Source organism: Paenibacillus kobensis NBRC 15729, assembly GCF_004000825.1.
In the GTDB taxonomy this organism is placed as follows: Bacteria; Bacillota; Bacilli; order Paenibacillales; family Paenibacillaceae; genus Paenibacillus_T; species Paenibacillus_T kobensis.
The window spans coordinates 21,410-38,561 of the sequence record NZ_BILZ01000054.1 but is presented as its reverse complement, the minus strand read 5'-3'; the positions used below and the strand labels follow the sequence as shown (position 1 = coordinate 38,561).

General features: G+C 55.5%; 10 protein-coding genes. 9 read left to right on the top strand and 1 reads right to left on the bottom strand.

Annotation, left to right across the window (positions count from 1 at the left end):
* The first annotated feature begins 421 nt into the window (after positions 1 to 421).
* Positions 422 to 1,516 carry a threonine aldolase family protein gene (locus tag PKO01S_RS23120; protein WP_127533812.1) on the top strand — a complete coding sequence of 365 codons (1,095 nt, stop codon included), beginning with the start codon at positions 422 to 424 and terminating at the stop codon, positions 1,514 to 1,516.
* A gap of 114 nt (positions 1,517 to 1,630) precedes the next feature.
* On the opposite strand, the gene PKO01S_RS23115 is transcribed toward PKO01S_RS23120, so the two are convergent.
* Positions 1,631 to 3,454 (bottom strand): glycosyltransferase, encoded by a 1,824-nt coding sequence (locus tag PKO01S_RS23115; protein ID WP_164779719.1) that lies wholly within the window; start codon positions 3,452 to 3,454, stop codon positions 1,631 to 1,633.
* Between the two features lie 236 nt (positions 3,455 to 3,690).
* Between PKO01S_RS23115 and PKO01S_RS23110 the strand changes: the two genes are divergently transcribed.
* The 8 genes from PKO01S_RS23110 to PKO01S_RS23075 all read left to right on the top strand — a co-directional run bounded on the left by PKO01S_RS23110 (position 3,691) and on the right by PKO01S_RS23075 (position 17,078).
* Entirely contained in the window at positions 3,691 to 4,800 is a 1,110-nt protein-coding gene (locus PKO01S_RS23110; RefSeq protein ID WP_127533810.1) for an MBL fold metallo-hydrolase, read from the top strand.
* A gap of 122 nt (positions 4,801 to 4,922) precedes the next feature.
* Positions 4,923 to 8,240 carry a glycosyl hydrolase 115 family protein gene (locus PKO01S_RS23105; protein ID WP_127533809.1) on the top strand — a complete coding sequence of 1,106 codons (3,318 nt, stop codon included), beginning with the start codon at positions 4,923 to 4,925 and terminating at the stop codon, positions 8,238 to 8,240.
* Positions 8,241 to 8,531: 291 nt separating this feature from the next.
* On the top strand, positions 8,532 to 12,464 hold the full coding sequence (locus tag PKO01S_RS23100) for an endo-1,4-beta-xylanase (RefSeq protein WP_127533808.1): 3,933 nt from the start codon (positions 8,532 to 8,534) through the stop codon (positions 12,462 to 12,464).
* A 175-nt stretch (positions 12,465 to 12,639) separates the two neighbouring features.
* Entirely contained in the window at positions 12,640 to 12,987 is a 348-nt protein-coding gene (locus PKO01S_RS23095) for a hypothetical protein (RefSeq protein WP_127533807.1), read from the top strand.
* 19 nt (positions 12,988 to 13,006) lie between these two features.
* The gene (locus PKO01S_RS23090; RefSeq protein WP_127533806.1) at positions 13,007 to 14,323 is read left to right on the top strand and encodes a DNA recombination protein RmuC; all 1,317 of its coding nucleotides are present in this window, start codon (positions 13,007 to 13,009) and stop codon (positions 14,321 to 14,323) included.
* Between the two features lie 184 nt (positions 14,324 to 14,507).
* Positions 14,508 to 14,837, top strand: a complete 330-nt coding sequence (locus PKO01S_RS23085; protein ID WP_246070695.1) for a ribonuclease E inhibitor RraB — start codon at positions 14,508 to 14,510, stop codon at positions 14,835 to 14,837.
* A gap of 174 nt (positions 14,838 to 15,011) precedes the next feature.
* Positions 15,012 to 15,875, top strand: coding sequence for an SDR family oxidoreductase (locus PKO01S_RS23080; protein WP_127533804.1), 864 nt, complete (start codon positions 15,012 to 15,014; stop codon positions 15,873 to 15,875).
* Positions 15,876 to 16,103: 228 nt separating this feature from the next.
* A complete protein-coding gene (locus tag PKO01S_RS23075; RefSeq protein ID WP_127533803.1) occupies positions 16,104 to 17,078 on the top strand; it encodes a phosphotransferase enzyme family protein in 975 nt (324 codons plus the stop codon).
* Positions 17,079 to 17,152: the final 74 nt, after the last annotated feature.

The following is a 17,152-nucleotide window of genomic DNA, read 5'->3' as shown; positions in this document are numbered from 1 at the left end:
ACCGCCAAACGCACCGCCAAACGCACCGCCAAACGCACCGCCAAACGCACCGCCAAACGCACCGCCAAACGCACCACCAACCGCACCACCACGCTCTCGCCCCACCCGCCCCACCAATCGCACCTCGGTACCGCCCACGCCAACCCGGTAATCGCCCCAATCTGCACCTCTATCGCCCACGCCAACTCGCCTATCGCACAACCGCGCCAACCTGCTACATCCCTACCACACTCGGCTTCAATGCTTTCGTTAAAGTGCTAAGTTGTTCAGAGTGCAATATGCTCCCAATGCTCATACTAATTAAATGAGGAAAAGTGCGCCATTCGCCGCGTCCGCAGCCAATGCAGGATGAGGCGCCGGGCATCCGTCTGTCCGAATGCGCAGCGCAGCAAGCAGTCACTTACAAAGGAGCGAAAGTTTCATGAAGCCGAGTCCATTCCTATCCGAGGTATACAACAAATCGAGCTTTCCGCTCATCGGCCATGGCCCGAGAAATGTCGGCGTGCTGAAGGAGGCGCTCGATCAATATGAGGGCGAGCAAGACAGTGATATCTACGGGACCGGCACTGTAATTGAGCAGTTCCAGCTTGACGTAGCGCAGCTGCTCGGCAAGCCGGCAGCCGTGTTCTTCCCGAGCGGTACGATGGCGCAGCAGATCGCGCTTCGCATATGGTCGGATGCGGCGGGCAGCAAGAAAGTGGCTTATCACCCGCTGTGCCACCTCGAAATTCATGAGCAGGACGGCATGAAAGAGCTTCATCATCTCGAGCCGATTCTGCTGGCGGACAAGACGCGGCCGGTTCGGCTGGCGGATGTGCAGGGCATGCCGGAAGGCGTCGCCTGCCTCCTGCTGGAGCTGCCGCAGCGTGAGATCGGCGGGCAGCTGCCGCCGTATGAAGAGCTTGAAGCGATTGCTGCGTATTGCAGGTCCAACAGCATCAAGCTTCATCTGGACGGCGCGAGACTGTTCGAGATTCTCCCTTATTACGGCAAGACGGCCGAAGAGGTGTGCAGCTTGTTTGACAGTGTCTACATTTCGTTTTACAAAGGGCTTGGGGGCATTGCCGGAGCGATGTTGGCTGGCGAGTATGACATGACGGAGCAGGCGAAGATTTGGAAAAGAAGGCACGGCGGCGATTTGATCAGCCTGTATCCGTATATTCTAAGTGCCGACTACTACATGAAGCTGCGGCTGCCTCACATGGAGCGGTACTACAAGGAAGCCATTGAACTTGCTGCTCTGTATAACAGCTGTCATGCTATCACGACGGTGCCCGAAGTACCGGTATCGAACATGTTCCACGTCCATATCGCGGGGAAGAAGGAGGCGGTGGAGCCGATGTTCATCGCGGTCAGCCAAGAGACGGGCGTTGGCTTTACCCATATCGTGCGGGAGAAAGAAGATTCCAACTGCTATTTCGAGGTCAGCATTGGCGAACGATATGCGGCAGTCCCGCAGGATCGGATGCACGAAGCGTTCCGCAAGCTGGACGAGCAGCTGCGAAGCTTGAATTGAAAGAGTCAGCCGCCTTTGCTATATGACAAAATCGCCGAACGAGCCGGTTCCCGCTGCATGAAGCGGAATCCGGTGCGTTCGGCGATTTTTTTTCCTAAGCTGAACAGCTTACGGTTAATTGACAGCCTGCAACCGGCTCAACAGGTAGCTCTTGTTGGCTTGAATTCGTTCATCGTTCGGCCGGAATGATGCTGCGCGTTCGTTCGCTTCATAGGCCGAACGGTGCTCGCCCATCCGATCATAGCATACGCATAGCTGAAGATAGGGCAGCCAGGTCCAGCAGGCGTGTATCGTGTGCGCCATGGCATCCGGCTTCGGCAGCTCGGTCGCCAGCCTATACCAGAATGCCGCCTCGCTGTAGCGCTGCTCTTTCATGAAGAAGCTTCCGAGCCGGCAGCAGTTCTCCGCCCTCGGAGCGGCATAGACGAACGATTGCAGCGCCTTCTGCTTCGCTTGCTCGAGCAGGCCCATGTGGTCGTAGCATTCCGCAGCCTTGCCGCAGGCGCCGATCCGGTCTTCGATCCATACCTCGCTGAATTGAAGCAGCTTCTCATACTGCTCGGCAGCGCGTTCCCACAGCTGATGGTCGAACAATTCGTTCCCGAAGTAATAGGTGTCCCTTGCGCCGAGCTCGGCTCCGGATGTTACCTTTGCTTCGTATATTTTCAGATTCCGGTCCGATTGGGTATGGACGCGGTCATGGGTAACGGCGATATCGCCAGCCATGATGCTGCCGTACACCTCGAGATACTCGTGCACCGCGCCAATCCACCGGAATCCGCGGCTTCGCCGAACCAAGCGGTTGCGGCGCAGACTGCTCGTGACGTTCCCGTATTCGTCCTTGGCCAGATGATAATTCATGGACACTGCGTCCGTCTCATAAGGGAGTGCCTGAATGAGCGCTTGCAGCTTGGCTGCATCTTCCGGCAGAAGAATATCGTCCGCGTCGAGCCATAGCAAGTATTCGCAGGTCGCTTGAGAGAAGGCGAAATTCCGGGCGGCGGCAAAATCGTTCACCCATTCGAAATCAAACACGCGAGCTTGGAACGACTGGGCAATCTCCTTGGTACGGTCGGTCGAGCCTGTATCAATGATGTTGATCTCATGGACGACACCATCAACGCTCGATAAACATCTTGCTAACGTGGCTTCCTCGTTCTTGACGATCATGCACAAGCTGACCGTGACCGGGCGGGGCTGCCGGAACAGCAGGGAAGTGACATCGTCACCCCACTTCTTCTGTGCGTATTGCCGGTTGACGGCCATCTGATGCTGAAGGAAGTTCGGATTGTCGGCCCAAAGAGGCGGAGGCGTCAAATAATGCACCGCGCTGTCGCGTACGACGTACAACTCATGACCCGCTTGCAGCGCGCGCAGGCACAGATCGTCATCCTCGTAGCTTTCGTAGCGGTAGCCTTCGTCGAATCCGCCGAGCGCCAAGAAGGCTTGGCGGTCTGCGGTTAGCAGGAAGCTAAGCAGACGCGAGACGCGCTGCGTGCCGCCGGCAGAGTCCGCCCATTGCTTGCGAACGTCCGCCGGCATCGTCTCGACCGCTTCGATGGGGATGCTCGACTGCTGAATGCCGCTGACCCCATGGCTGAGCGGGCCTGCGAAGGCCGCTTTCGGATGACCGTCCAGGCCGACAAGCAGCGGAGGCAGCCAGTCCGCAGTCACACGGACGTGATCGCGAATGAATACGATGCGCTCTCCGCGCGCAATGCTTGCTCCGAGATTAAAACCGGCGGCAACCCCCGTGAGCACGGGCGTTGGTGCAAGCACGGCGTTCTTGTCCTCGAAGGCTTGGTCAATGGCTGCCTGGTTGCCGTCATTGACCACAATAAGCTCGTACGGAACGAGGGTGTGACGGCGAATGGCATCCGCGCAGCCGGACGCAAGAGCGGCATGCTGGGCGAGCAGTACGATACTGACAGCGGTCATAATGGATTCCTCCAATTGCTTCTTCATGATGACTTATATGTATGAATGACTGTGCCGGATGCATGCAAGCATGCTCCGGCACAGGGGATATATCGTTCGAGCTGCGTTCCGCAATGGGAGAGGGAACCTGTTGTATCCTAACCTTGCCGTTCGAGACGGCAAGAAGATTGCATTGAGATGGCCGATTTCGTTTAATTAGAAGTAGCCTATTAACGATTGGGATGAGGGAGACGACCATGAACATTGTACTCGCCATCGCGGCGATTGCGGCAGCCATTATTGTCGCAACCGTTGCTGTACTGCGCTATTATCCGGCTTTCGGCAGGAAAGCAAGGAAGGAACAAGTCAGCCGCAACCTGAAGTCGGCTAACTACACGAAAGGCATCTTCGTGAATCTGATCCCGACTTCGTTAAGCATGAATGTTCGGGATTGGGCGCCGCTGCTGAAGCAGTATATGAAGGGCAATCCCCGCAAAAAGCCGGATCAGCCGCTGCCAATGGCGGACTTCGATGTACAGAAGATTCGAACCGGCGGACAGCCTGCCGTTACATGGTTCGGTCATTCTGCCGCGCTGTTGGAACTGGACGGCAAAGCGCTGTTGCTCGATCCGATGTTCGGTTCCGCTCCGTCGCCGTTCCCGGCGATCGGCGGCAAGCGTTACAGCGGAACGCTTCCTTTTCAGATCGAGAAGCTGCCGGAGATTGATGCGGTCATCCTCTCTCACGATCATTACGATCATCTGGACTACGGAACGATCAAGAAGCTGAAGGGGAAGGTCAAACAATTCATCGTGCCGCTCGGCGTCGGCAGCCATCTGGAACGGTGGGGCGTTGAGCCGGGCCGGATCAAGCAGTTCGACTGGTGGGACGAATTCGAATTTCACGGGCTTGAGCTCGTATGTGCGCCTGCGAGACATTTCTCGGGCAGAAGTCTGAACGACCGCAACTCGACGCTGTGGTGCTCATGGGTCATTAAAGGCCGGCAGGCCAGCGTATATTTCAGCGGCGACAGCGGGTACGGGCCTCATTTTGCCGAGATCGGAGAGCGTTACGGGCCGTTCGACTTCACGCTGATGGAGTGCGGCCAATATAACGAAAGCTGGGCAGCGATTCATATGATGCCGGAGGAGACGGTGCAAGCGCATATCGACGTGCGCGGACAAGTTATGCTTCTGATTCATTGGGCTGCTTTTACTCTGGCGCTGCATGATTGGACCGATCCGGTCGAGCGGGCGACGAAGCGAGCGAAGGAACGGGGCGTGCAGGTGACGACGCCGCGCATCGGAGAGACGGTTCTGATCCGTCCGGAGAAAGGCGTTTATCCTAGCTTTGCTTGGTGGAAGTAACCGAGGGGACATGCGGAGCTGCTAAACATTTCGAAGCATTGCCTTTAATTATTTGGGTCTATTTCTTGTTATCATGGGAATAAAACCCAACGTTTGGTATGGGGGCAGGGGAGCAGAGGCGAATGACACGGCCAACCTATGTTCAGTTCATCGACAACCGAGAAGAGGCGAGCTTTGCTCTCGCGCATAACGGACAAGCCGCCGAGCTGATTATCGGTTCAGGTGAATTCGAGGGCGTCGCGAGAGCGGGCAGTGACTTGCAGCAGGATATTCAGCGAGTGACAGGTTTGAAGCCGGATCTGAACGCCGAATGGAGCGGAAGGTCGAAGCGTGCGGTTATTATCGGTACGATTGGACGCGGCGGGCTCATTGACGAGCTGGCCGCAAGCGGCAAGCTTGATGCGGCCGACACGGCGGGCAAGTGGGAGTCGTTCGTCATTCAGACGGTTGCGGAGCCCGTTCCCGGATTGGCCGAGGCGCTCGTTATCGCTGGCAGCGACAAGCGGGGCACGATATTCGGCATCTATGACGTATCGGAAGCGATCGGCGTATCACCGTGGTATTGGTGGGCGGACGTGCCGGCGGTTCGCCGCGATTCGCTGTTCGTATGCCAAGGCACTTACAAGCAGGGCGAGCCTTCCGTGAAATACCGGGGCATTTATATTAACGATGAAGGTCCTTCGATGATGGCATGGGTGCGCGAACGTTATGGCGATTTCGTCTCCGGCTTCTATGAGAAAGTGTTTGAGCTTCTGCTGCGCTTGAAGGCGAACTATTTGTGGCCGGCTATGCGGGACAATGCGTTCAATGAGGACGACGAAGAGAATCCGCGTCTGGCCGACAGGTACGGCATCGTCATGGGGACGAGCCCTCATGAGCCGATGACCCGGTCGCACGGCGAGTGGAAGAGCGGCGGCCAAGGCGCATGGAACGATGAGAAGAACGGCGAATTTCTGCGCAAGTTCTGGGAGCATGGCGTCAAGCGGAACCGCAACTATGAGAGTATTGTCACGCTCGGTATGCGCGGCGACGGCGACGAGTCGATGGACGAACAACCCGATATAGTGTCCAAAATAAAGCTTCTGGAGCGGATCGTAGCGGATCAGCGCGCGATACTCGCTGAACATGTGAGCGAGGACGTCGCCCAAGTGCCGCAGCTGTGGGTGTTAGATAAAGAAATGCAGGATTACTACGAGAGCGGCATGCACGTGCCGGACGACGTTACGCTGCTGTGGTCGGACGACAACCACGGCAATCTGCGCCGGTTGCCGACGCCGGAGGAGCGCAGCCGTTCGGGCGGGGCGGGCATCTACTATCACCTCGACTATGCAGGCGGTCCGAGATCGTACAAATGGATTAACGTCATGCCGCTTCAGAAAATGTGGGAGCAAATGAACAAGGCGTACGAATTCGGCGCCGACCGCATTTGGATACTGAACGTGGGCGGCTTGAAGCCGATGGAGCTGCCGATCGATTATTTTCTCCGGATGGGCTGGGATATGCCGTCGTTCACGAAGGATAACGTTCATTCGTTCATTGTGAGCTGGGCGGCATCGGTCTTCGGCGATACGAATGCGGAAGAGATCGCTTGGCTGCTCGCGATGTATACGAAGCTGAACGGCCGGATCAAGCCGGAGAATATCAACATGGCGGAGACGTACAGCCCGGTCCACAGCCGCGAGGCGGAGGATCTGTTGTCCGTATGCTCGGAGATGAGAACGCTGGCGGATCAGCTGTACATGACGATGCCGGATCATCTGCGCGATGCGTTCTTCGAATTGGTGTATCATCCCGTTCATGCTTCGGTAACGATTGTAGAGCTGTACATTGCAGCCTCTTACAATAAACGGTATGCGGAGCAGGGCCGAGCGGCAGCTAACTTGACGGCGGCGACGGCCGAGCGGCTGTTCCGCCGCGACGCGGAGCTGACGTTCGACTATAACAATCGGGTCGCGCTGGGCAAATGGAATCACCTGATGGATCAGAAGCATATCGGGTACACGTATTGGAACTGCCCGGAACGCAACATCATGTCGGAAGTCCGGCGGGTATCGGCGGGCGCGGAAGCGAAGCTGGGCGTAGCCGTTGAGGAGTCGGCGGAGGCTTGGCCGGGTGCAGAGGCGGAGTGCCGGCTGCCGCAGCTGGATCCGGATACACGTCCGGCAGCGTTCGTTGAACTGTTCAACCGAGGGGAAGAGGGGCTAGGCTTCCACATAGCGGCGGATTGCGATTGGTTGAAGCTTGACGTGACGGAAGGATCGCTGCTGCTGCAGAAGCGTGTTGCCGTTTCGGCCGATTGGGAGCAGGTGCCTGCCGGGAAGGCGGTGTCGGCAGTGCTGATGGTAACGGGTTCGTGCGGAACGGAGGTTCAGGTAACGGTGCCGGTCTATCAGCCGGCGCAGTCGGAACGGGAGACGATGACCGGCTTCTTGGAACGCGATGGTGTCGTTGCGATCGAAGCCGAGCACTACGCGCGTAAGTCAGAGGGCCAAGACGGAGCGGGCTGGGAGCGAATCGACGGCTACGGCCGTACGTTGTCGTCGATGGCCGTATTTCCGGTGACGGCGCTGACGCCTGCAGACCTGTTGGACGCTCCTCATCTGGAGTATGATGTCTACCTGCGTCAAGCAGGTGACTATGAGACGACGGCTATCGTGGCGCCGACGCTCGATTGTGTGCTGGGCGGCAGCGTGCGAATCGGTTTCTCGCTCGATGACGGGCCGATCGTGATCGCCGATGCCGTGAAGCGCAGCGAGGACGGCGGCTTCCATGAGCATGATTGGGAGCACAGCGTCATCGTCAGCAAACGCGAAGCGAAGGTGATGCTGCACGCGGCAGCGGCAGGCGCGCATGTGCTGAAAGTATGGATGGTCGATTCCATTACGGTGCTTCAGAAGCTGGTCATGGAATCCGTTCAGGCGTTGAACGAACGCGGCCGCAAGCACACCTATTTGGGGCCGGCCGAGAGCGCACGGGGCACAGGTCTTATGCCGCCGCCTGAAGAAGACAGCCTGCATCTGCAGGTAGCGGGTCCGTGGGACGACGGCGGCGAGCTCCAGCAGGCCGAATGGCTGGACCGCGAGGAGCGGGACAGCAAGCTGCTGATTCGTCCTACGCTTCGGCTCGAGAACGGCTCGCAGAGCAGCGGCGTTATTGCGCAGATCGGGGTCTATAACAGCCAGCCGGTTGCGTATGAGATTAAGCTGACCGCAGAGCTCCACGACGAGTATGGCGCTTCGTATGGATCGGCCATCACGTTCGATCAACTGCCGCGCGATCAGTGGAAGCTGTATAACATCGGCTTCCAGCATGGATCGGCCCGCACATGCGGCGATCTGCTGCTCAGCGTCAAAATTTCGTTCAGCAACTGCGTGCTGGTGCGGGAGTACCGGTTCCCGAGCTTCGAGGACGAGCCGGAGTATGCCGCACAGAAATATTAAACGGTTGTAGTGGTAATTATTAGGATTGTATTTGTTCTCTGAAGTCATGCGAATCAAGATATAGGATTGATGTCAACATTAATTCAATTGTTGGCGTCAGTCCTTTTTATGTAAAAACTAATATTTCTTAAGTGAGTTCTATGGTTTCTATGTTCTCGGCGTCTCTCAAGCCCGTCATAATAATAGGATGCAAGTGAAAGCGGATACATGTTTCATTGAATGCGTTTTCTTTGAAACGATCCCTAGAAACTTCTCACTCGCACAGATTATGAAGTAGGAGGACATTAGAGAATGAAGAAAAAATTTAACACTGCATTAGCACTAATCTTGAGTGTTGCGCTTATGGCGCCTCAAGCTTGGGGAGCTCTAACCGCCTCTGCTGCTGAAGTCGGAGATTCGGTTATGAGCGCAAGCTTTGATTCCGGAACCGACGGTTGGTACAAGCGCGGATCGGAGACCGTGACACAGACGACGGCAACTGCACAGAGCGGTGCCGGAAGCTTGCTGGCTACTGGCCGTACTGTTTCTTGGAACGGTCCGGGAGTCGATGCAAGCGCATTGCAGCCGGGTGCCACTTATGAATTTTCGATATACGCCAAGCTCAAAGAGGATGCTGTAGGACCGGCTAACTTGGAGCTTACTATCAATCAACAAGGGCTTCCAGCCAACGATCCTGCCACCTATTCCAAAATTAATTCCAAAGCGGTTACCGCTGCGGATTGGGTTCCGTTGAAAGGCCAACTGACGGTCGATGCCCGAGCGACCAAATATCAAGTCTATGTGCAAGCAACGGACAATGCAACGGTTGCTTACTACCTCGATACGTTCGAGGTGAAGCTCATTGCTTCCCCGTCGAATCCGAACACTGGTGGGCCTGCAGTGGCTGATATCACAGCAGACTTCGAGAACGGACAAGGGGCATGGGTAAGACGCAACGGCGCCGGAAACATTAGCGTCGTAGCAGCGGACAACCATACGCCGGGCGGAAGCAAAAGCTTGCAGACTACCGTCTCCCAGCAATACGACGGGCCGCTGCTCGACATTCTCGGCAAGATGGAGCCGGGTCATCAATACAACCTTTCCGCATGGGTGAAGATGGCTCCAGGACAAGATCCGACGACGCTGCGGATTTCTGTGCAATCCGGCGACAGCACTTACGCCAATGTATCGCAGAACGCGCAAGTCAAGTCGGATAACTGGGTGCAGCTGACGGGCAAGTTCACGTTATCGGCCGTGCCAACCGTGCTGAATGCTTACGTGGAAGTGGCTGACACAATCAGCAATGAAAGGTCTTTCTATGTAGATGATTTCGTGCTGTCGCAGCTTGGCGCCGTTGAAGGTCCGAAGCCGATCCAGACCGATATCGATCACTTGAAAGATGTATATGCCGACTACTTCAAGATCGGCGCAGCAGTAGAGTCGGCGCAGCTTGAAGGCGGCGTGCATGAACTGCTGGACTATCATTACAACTCGCTCGTATCCGAGAACTCCATGAAGCCGGGCTCCTTGAACCCGTCGGAAGGGGTATGGAACTGGGCAGCGGCCGATAAGGTCGCGAAGTATGCGAAGGATCACAATCTTACGCTCCGCTTGCATACGCTGGCATGGCATTCGCAGGCGGCTGAATGGATGTTCAAGGACGCGAACAACCAGCCGCTTGAAGCGACGCCTGCCAATAAGCAGCTCGTTCTTGACCGACTGACGACTTATATTCAAACGGTAGCGCGCCACTTCAAAGATGCGGGCGTTACGATTAACGCTGTCGACGCCGTGAACGAGGTTATCGACGAGGGACAGCCGGACGGCATGCGCAGAAGCGAATGGTACCGTCTGACGGGAACTGATTTCATCAAAACGGCATTCACCGTGGCAAGACAAGAGCTTCCGAACGCGAAGCTGTACATTAATGATTACAATACGCATGATCCGAAGAAGCGCGACTTCTTGTACGCTCTCGTTATGAAACTGAAGGGCGAAGGCGTTCCGATCGACGGCGTTGGCCATCAGACGCATATCAATATTACAGGCCCGTCCATTCAGCAAATTTCGGATTCGATCAAGAAATTCGGCGAAGCTGGCTTGGACAACCAAGTAACGGAGCTGGACGTATCCGTATACACGAATAACGGCACTGTATACGATACGGTTCCGGAAGATATTCAAGTTAAGCAAGGCTACCGTTATAAAGAATTGTTCAAAGAGCTTGTTCGTTTGGACAATATGGGCAAGACGGCGAGCAATCCAGAAGGCTGGATCAGCAACGTGACGCTGTGGGGCATCGCGGACGACCACACATGGCTTCACAATATTAACAATACGACGCGTCAAGACGCTCCATTCCCGTTCGACAAGAAGTATCAAACGAAATACGCTTACTGGGGCATGGTTGAGGCCGTAAAACCGCTCAATCCTTCCCACCTCCCGCTTACGGTGAAACAAGGAAGCACGGCGCAAGGCACCCCGGTCAGCGGTTCCTCGAAGCTGGCGTGGAGCACGGTTCCTGCAATGAGCACCGAGAAACTGGGCACGCTTTCGGCGGATGTAAAGACGCTCTGGGATGCGCAAAATCTGTATGTTCGCGTAGCGGTTCAAGACAAGACCAATACGGCGACGGATCAAGTCGAGCTGTTCATCGATAACGGCGGCATTCAAAAGCAGTCGTTCTCGCGCAGCAACCCTTCCGTGACGGAATCGACGTACGGTTACGTGCTGGAGACGGCGATCCCGCTCGCTGGCTCGTTAGGCAAGCAAGTGAAGTTCGATGTCAGAGTGACAGATAAAGGAATCAACGACGGTTCAGAATTTGGCGGCAACGGCGCCATCGTGTCTTGGAGCGATCCGCGCAACGCGCAGGACAGCGACAGCCAAGGCTATGGCGTATTGACCTACATCGAGAAAACCAATACTGGAACAGCTGCTTACGGTACTCCAGTAATTGATGCTGAATTGGATGGCGCATGGGAGAAAGCAACGGTCTACAAAACGGATGTGAAGGTCGAACAGAAGAACGATGCTGTCGCGACAGCTGAATTCCGTACCATGTGGGATGAGCAAAAATTGTATGTTTATGCGGTTATTAAGGACAGTGCATTGAGCGATGCGCCTGCAAACCCGTGGGAGCAGGACTCGGTCGAAATCTTCGTCGACCAGAACAACGGCAAGACTTCGAGCTATCAAGAAGACGACGGCCAGTACCGGATCAACTATAAGAACGTTAGAACGGTCGGCGGCCATGCGACTAGCACAAACTTTACTTCGGTTACGAAAGAAGTCTATGGAACCGGCTATGTCGTTGAGGCGGCAATCGATCTTGATACGATTAAGCCGGAAGCAGGAGCGTTCATCGGCTTCGATATCCAAGTCAATAACGATCAGGATGGCGGCAGCCGCGACAGCGTATTTATTTGGAATGATCCTACGGGTCAATCGTATGCGAGTACTTCCAGACTGGGCGTCATAGAGCTTGCGGCTGCACCTTCGAACCCAGGCCCATCGAACCCAGGTGGTCCATCGAACCCAGGTGGTCCTTCGAATCCAGGTCCAGGAACGACGCCGGATCCAGGAACGAAACCGGATCCAGGTACGAAACCGGATCCAGGTACGAAACCAGGCACAGGTACGAATCCAGGCAACAAGCCAGAATTTAAAGACGTACCAGCTAGCAACTTCGCAGCCGGCGCTATTGCGCGTCTGGTAGAGCTGGGAATTGTGAACGGCGTATCGAGCGACTCGTTCGCGCCGCAAGCAGCGGTGAAACGTTCGCAGCTTGCTGTAATGATCGTTCGTGCACTTGGTCTCGATGTGACGAACAGCGGTCAATCCGGCTTCAAGGATGTACCGGCAAGCCGCAGCGATGCAGCCGCAATCGGTGCCGCAGTAGAAGCGGGATTGATTCAAGGCGCGAACGGCAACTTCCGTCCGAACGATGCGATGACTCGTGAAGAAGCGGTTGTTGTATTGATGAGAGCATTCAACTATGCAATCGAATCGCTGGGCCTCGATGCGAGCTCGCTGAACAAATCGGAAGCTGTTTCGTTCCAGGATAACGGCTCGATCTCCAAGTGGGCGGCGGAAGATATTGCTACGGCGGCGTCCCTTGGTCTCGTAACGGGCGACCCATCAGGCAAATTCCGTCCGAATGGTCAAATCTCGCGTGCGGAAACGGCGGTACTTGTTGACCGTATCCTCACCCTGTTAGGCCAATTGAAACCAGCCAGCAAATAATAGGATACGATAATCCGTATCATTCAAGAAGGCTTGTCCGAAACCGGACAAGCCTTCTTGCTGTTACTCCGGCATAGATCATCATGACACGTCATGCCAAATCCGATGGCAGCGGTACTATGCCCTCCCGCTAATTCATAGAATGGGATGATGAATAGTAGAGGAGTGGTATACAATGGAGGAGACGCTTAGAACGTATTTCGAGCTGAAGCAGCAGCAGAAGGAACTGGAGCAGGCGCTTGACGAGCTGCGGGAGGAGATCGTCGCATGGTGCATGCAGCAGGAGGACGGCGAAAGGCTTGCGGGAGGCTATCAAGCGCGGGTGGTGCAGCAGGAAAGAAGAGAGTACGATGATGCAAGGCTGTATGATGTGCTGCCCGAGGCCAGCGTATGGAGACTCGTCTCCAAGGCCGATCCGGGGAAGGTGGCGAGTCTGGTGAAGCTGAACATTTTGTCGGAGGATGGATTGAAGGGGACGTTCACGAACAAGAGGATTCAATCCCTTCAGGTGAAAAAAATATAAACGCGGGAGCAGGGATGGTATGTTGGAAGTTGCCCTCATCATTCTAAATGGTATAACTTTGCTTGCGGTCGTGCTGCTTCTCATCAAGCAGCGCGCCGTAGGCGGTTCTGATTCGGCTCGCAGCCAGCTGAGGCTGGAGCTTGAGCGGACGAAGGAAGACATCAACAAGTTCCAAATGGACCAGTCGGCGCTTAACCGGCAGGAAGCGGGCATGGCGGCCAAGCTGAACCGCGAGGAGATAGCAGGCTCCATGCAGGCGATGAACCAAATGCTCGTGGCGACGATTAGCGAGATGTCGGCTCAGCAGAAATATTTGCTCGACAGCTTCTCGAAGCGTCTGTCCGATCTGACCATGATGAATGAGACGAAGCTGGAGAATATCCGGACGACGGTCGAGGAGAAGCTCGTTCATCTTCAGGAGGATAACAGCAAGAAGCTGGAGCAAATGCGCGCGACGGTGGATGAGAAGCTGCATGCCACGCTCGAACAGCGGCTGGGCGAATCGTTCAAGCTGGTGAGCGAGCGGCTGGAGCTTGTACATAAAGGGCTGGGCGAGATGAAGACGCTGGCCAATGGCGTTGGCGATCTGCGCAAAGTGCTGACGAACGTGAAGACGCGCGGGACGCTCGGAGAGCTTCAGCTTGAGAACTTGCTGGAGCAGACGCTGACGGTGGAGCAGTTCGATAAGAACGTTGCGACGAAGAAGGGCAGCGCTGACCGGGTCGAGTTCGCGGTGAAAATCCCGGACAAGAACAACAAAGACCAATACATCCATCTTCCGATCGACTCCAAGTTCCCGATCGAGGATTATCAGCGTCTGCTTGATGCGCTGGAGGAGAACGACGGACAAGCCGCGGCGGAATATGCGAAGCAGCTTGATGCGCGGATCAAGAGCGAAGCCCGGTCGATTAAGGACAAATATATCGATCCGCCGAACACGACCGATTTCGCGATTATGTTCCTGCCGATCGAAGGGCTGTTCGCGGAGGTGCTGCGCAAGCCAGGGCTGTGGGAGTCGATCCAGCGGGAATACCGCGTCGTGATCGCGGGGCCGACGACGCTGACGGCGGTGCTGAACAGTCTGCAGCTCGGCTTCCAGACGCTCGCGATCCAGAAGCGGTCGAGCGAGGTATGGCAGTTGCTTGGCGCCGTCAAAACCGAGTTCGGTAAATTCGGCGACGTGCTCGACAAGACGCAGAAGAAGCTGCAAGAGGCAAGCAACACGATCGACCAAGCGACGACGCGCACGCGGGCGATAGAGCGCAAGCTGCGCCAGGTACAAGAGCTTCCGGCGGCGGAGTCGAGCCAGATTTTGCTCGAGGTCGGGGTAGATTGACGGGGGCTGGCTGCAGATGCCGCGGCTCGTTGAGTCAATCGCAGCTCGCTGAGGGCGAATTCGGCCCAGAATGGATGAATGAACTGCTGTAGGGTAATATGGGTAATAGGAATAAGCGGGTTGTGGCGGTCAACGCGACGTTCAGCGTCAACCCGGCGGTTTTAAGGGAGGATTAGCTTTGCGAATGATGATGTTGCTCGTTCTCGTCGTGCTTGCAGGATGCGGACATGCTGCTACTAGCGACGATGCCGATGCAACCCGAAAAATATCGCTGGACCAGTATTTTTACTCGGAAAGCGAAGAGAGGCTGCGGGCGCTTCAAGGGCAGTTGCAAGCGGACGGATATAAGGCGAGCCGGCCGAGTTCCTATGAACATAACGGGGTAACCGAATGGTCGATCCATTCGACCGTGGAAGTGACGACCCGCGAGATTGCGGGTGAAGATGAGAAAGCCGAGAAGTATGCGGAGCGGTTCGGTGTCCAGTATGACGGGAACGGAGTTTCGCTGGAGTAGCTTTTGCACTTACGGATTGTTGAATTGAGAGAGGCTATGCTGACTGCTGCCTGTTCAAGTTCTGCGGAGCTTGAACAGGCAGTTTTTTGTGCTGTACATAATTACAGTGGTTTATAATGTAAAAAAACAGATGGGCGTTAGAGGGTTGAACAATAAGGGAATGGGAGAGGTGCGATGACGATGACAATGACAGGACGCAGAGTACTGCTGACAGGGGCGAATGCCGGAATCGGCAAAGCGACGGCGGAGGCTTTGGCGAAGCAAGGGGCGGCCTTGATTCTCGCTTGCCGGGATACAGCCAAAGGGGAAGCGGCTGCGAATGAGATAACACGCAGTACGGGGAATGAGCGAATCGAGGTGCTGCCGCTCGATTTGGCTTCTTTTGCTTCGATTCGGGCATTCGCCGATCGGGTGAACCGGAACTATGACAAGCTGGACGTTCTCGTGAACAATGCCGGCATCATGATGGACGAATGGACGCCGACTGCCGACGGTCTGGAGACGATCATGGGCGTGAACCATTTCGGCACGTTTCTTCTGACGGGGCTTTTGCTCGATCAGCTGAAAGCATCAAGCGGCCGCTCGCGAATCGTTACGGTCAGCTCGATGGCTCACCGGATGTACAAGCTGAACGTCGATAAGCTGAACGAGCAGCGCCGGTACATGCCTAACCGAGCCTACGGGTTATCGAAGCTGGCTAATATTCTCTTCACCTATGAGCTTGCGCGCCGGTTGAACGGAACGGATGTGACGGCGAACTGCCTTCATCCCGGCATTGTGCGCACGAGCTTCGCGAAGAGGCTGACGGGACTTGAGAAGCTGTCGTTCGCTGCCCTGAAGCCGTTCATGATTCCGGTGGAGAAGGGGGCCGCAACGTCGATCTACTTGGCATCGTCGCCCGAAGTAGAAGGTGTGACCGGAAAGTATTTTATCCGCTGCCAAGAAGCCCCTTCATCCAAGCAAAGCCGCGACCTTGCACTTGCGCAGAGGCTGTGGGAAGAGAGCGAGCAGGTGACGGGGTACTCCTATAAGCTGTAGCGGCGAGGAACATGATCGTTTGGTGCAAGGATTGCAAGGTTTTATTTTCCTCGCTCGATATAATGAGTTCTTGTAAGGATGAACGGCGGCCAAGGGGATTCACTGAAAGCCTGGTCAAGGTTATCCTTTCCTATATCGATTCGAGGAGATGCGAAGATTAATTACAACATTGAAGTAAACCAAGGGTTAAACGATTCGGAACCATTCCCCGCGGAAAGTGAGAACAGAATGGACAACGCCATCCTAGCACAGCATGCGCTTGCGCAATACGATATTAACGTGGTGTCCGTATCGCCAGTAGCTCAAAGCGGCGCTGCGGTATTCAAAATGGAAGATGACCGCGGAATGATATACAGCTTGCGTATTCACAAATCCGAGAGCAGTACGCTTGAGAAGATTTGGACGAACCGGGAGGTGCTCGATTCGGAGTTAGTATGGCTGGATGCGCTCAAAGGCAATAGCCGTCTCACGATCCCTGTACCGCAACGCAATCGGCAAGGGGCCTATGTTACGCAAGTGAACGAGGTCTGTTGCACGCTGCTCAGTTGGGTGGAAGGCGAGCAGAAACCTTATTTTACGAGCGAGCAAGAAATGAAATCCACCGCTGAAATGACGGCAGCCTTGCACCGCCTTGCCAGCGAGTGGCAGCCGCCTTCCTCATTTATCCGTCCAACGGTTAATCGTGATCGCATACAGAGTGCTCTGGACCTGCTCAAGCAGCAGGTGAGGGAAGGGCTATTCGATGCACACGATGTTGAGATCCTTGAGGCTGCCGGAGAAAAAGCGATGGCCCTGCTCGACACGCTCCCTCAGAATAAAATGTCGTGGGGCTTATTGCATGGGGATATCGTTCCTCCCAATATCGTGTTTGTAGATGGGGCTGCTCATCCTATTGACTTCGGCGCTTGCGGATTCGGTCCTTTTCTTACGGACTTGGCTATCACCTTTACCTTTATTCATCCGAATGCCAGAAGGCAGTACATCGAATGGTATGGAGAGAACTTCCCGCTGCCCAATGACTATGTAGCACAAATTGAAGCCTTATTTATTTCGCTCGCGCTGATCGGGATGAGGATCGCTCTTGGTATCCCTGAATCGAACGATTGGCTGCCAGCGCATGTGAAGAAGTGCGCTGCTCGTGAATTTGGCAGCTATGCACGAGGCGACTCTTTTCTTTTTACAGGCACGCCTTGTTGGGAGTAAGGTGCACAAAGGTATTATTTCGCGGTCAGTGGGGTAATAGTTAACGAGATCATAGGAAAGGGGCTTCGCTCGAT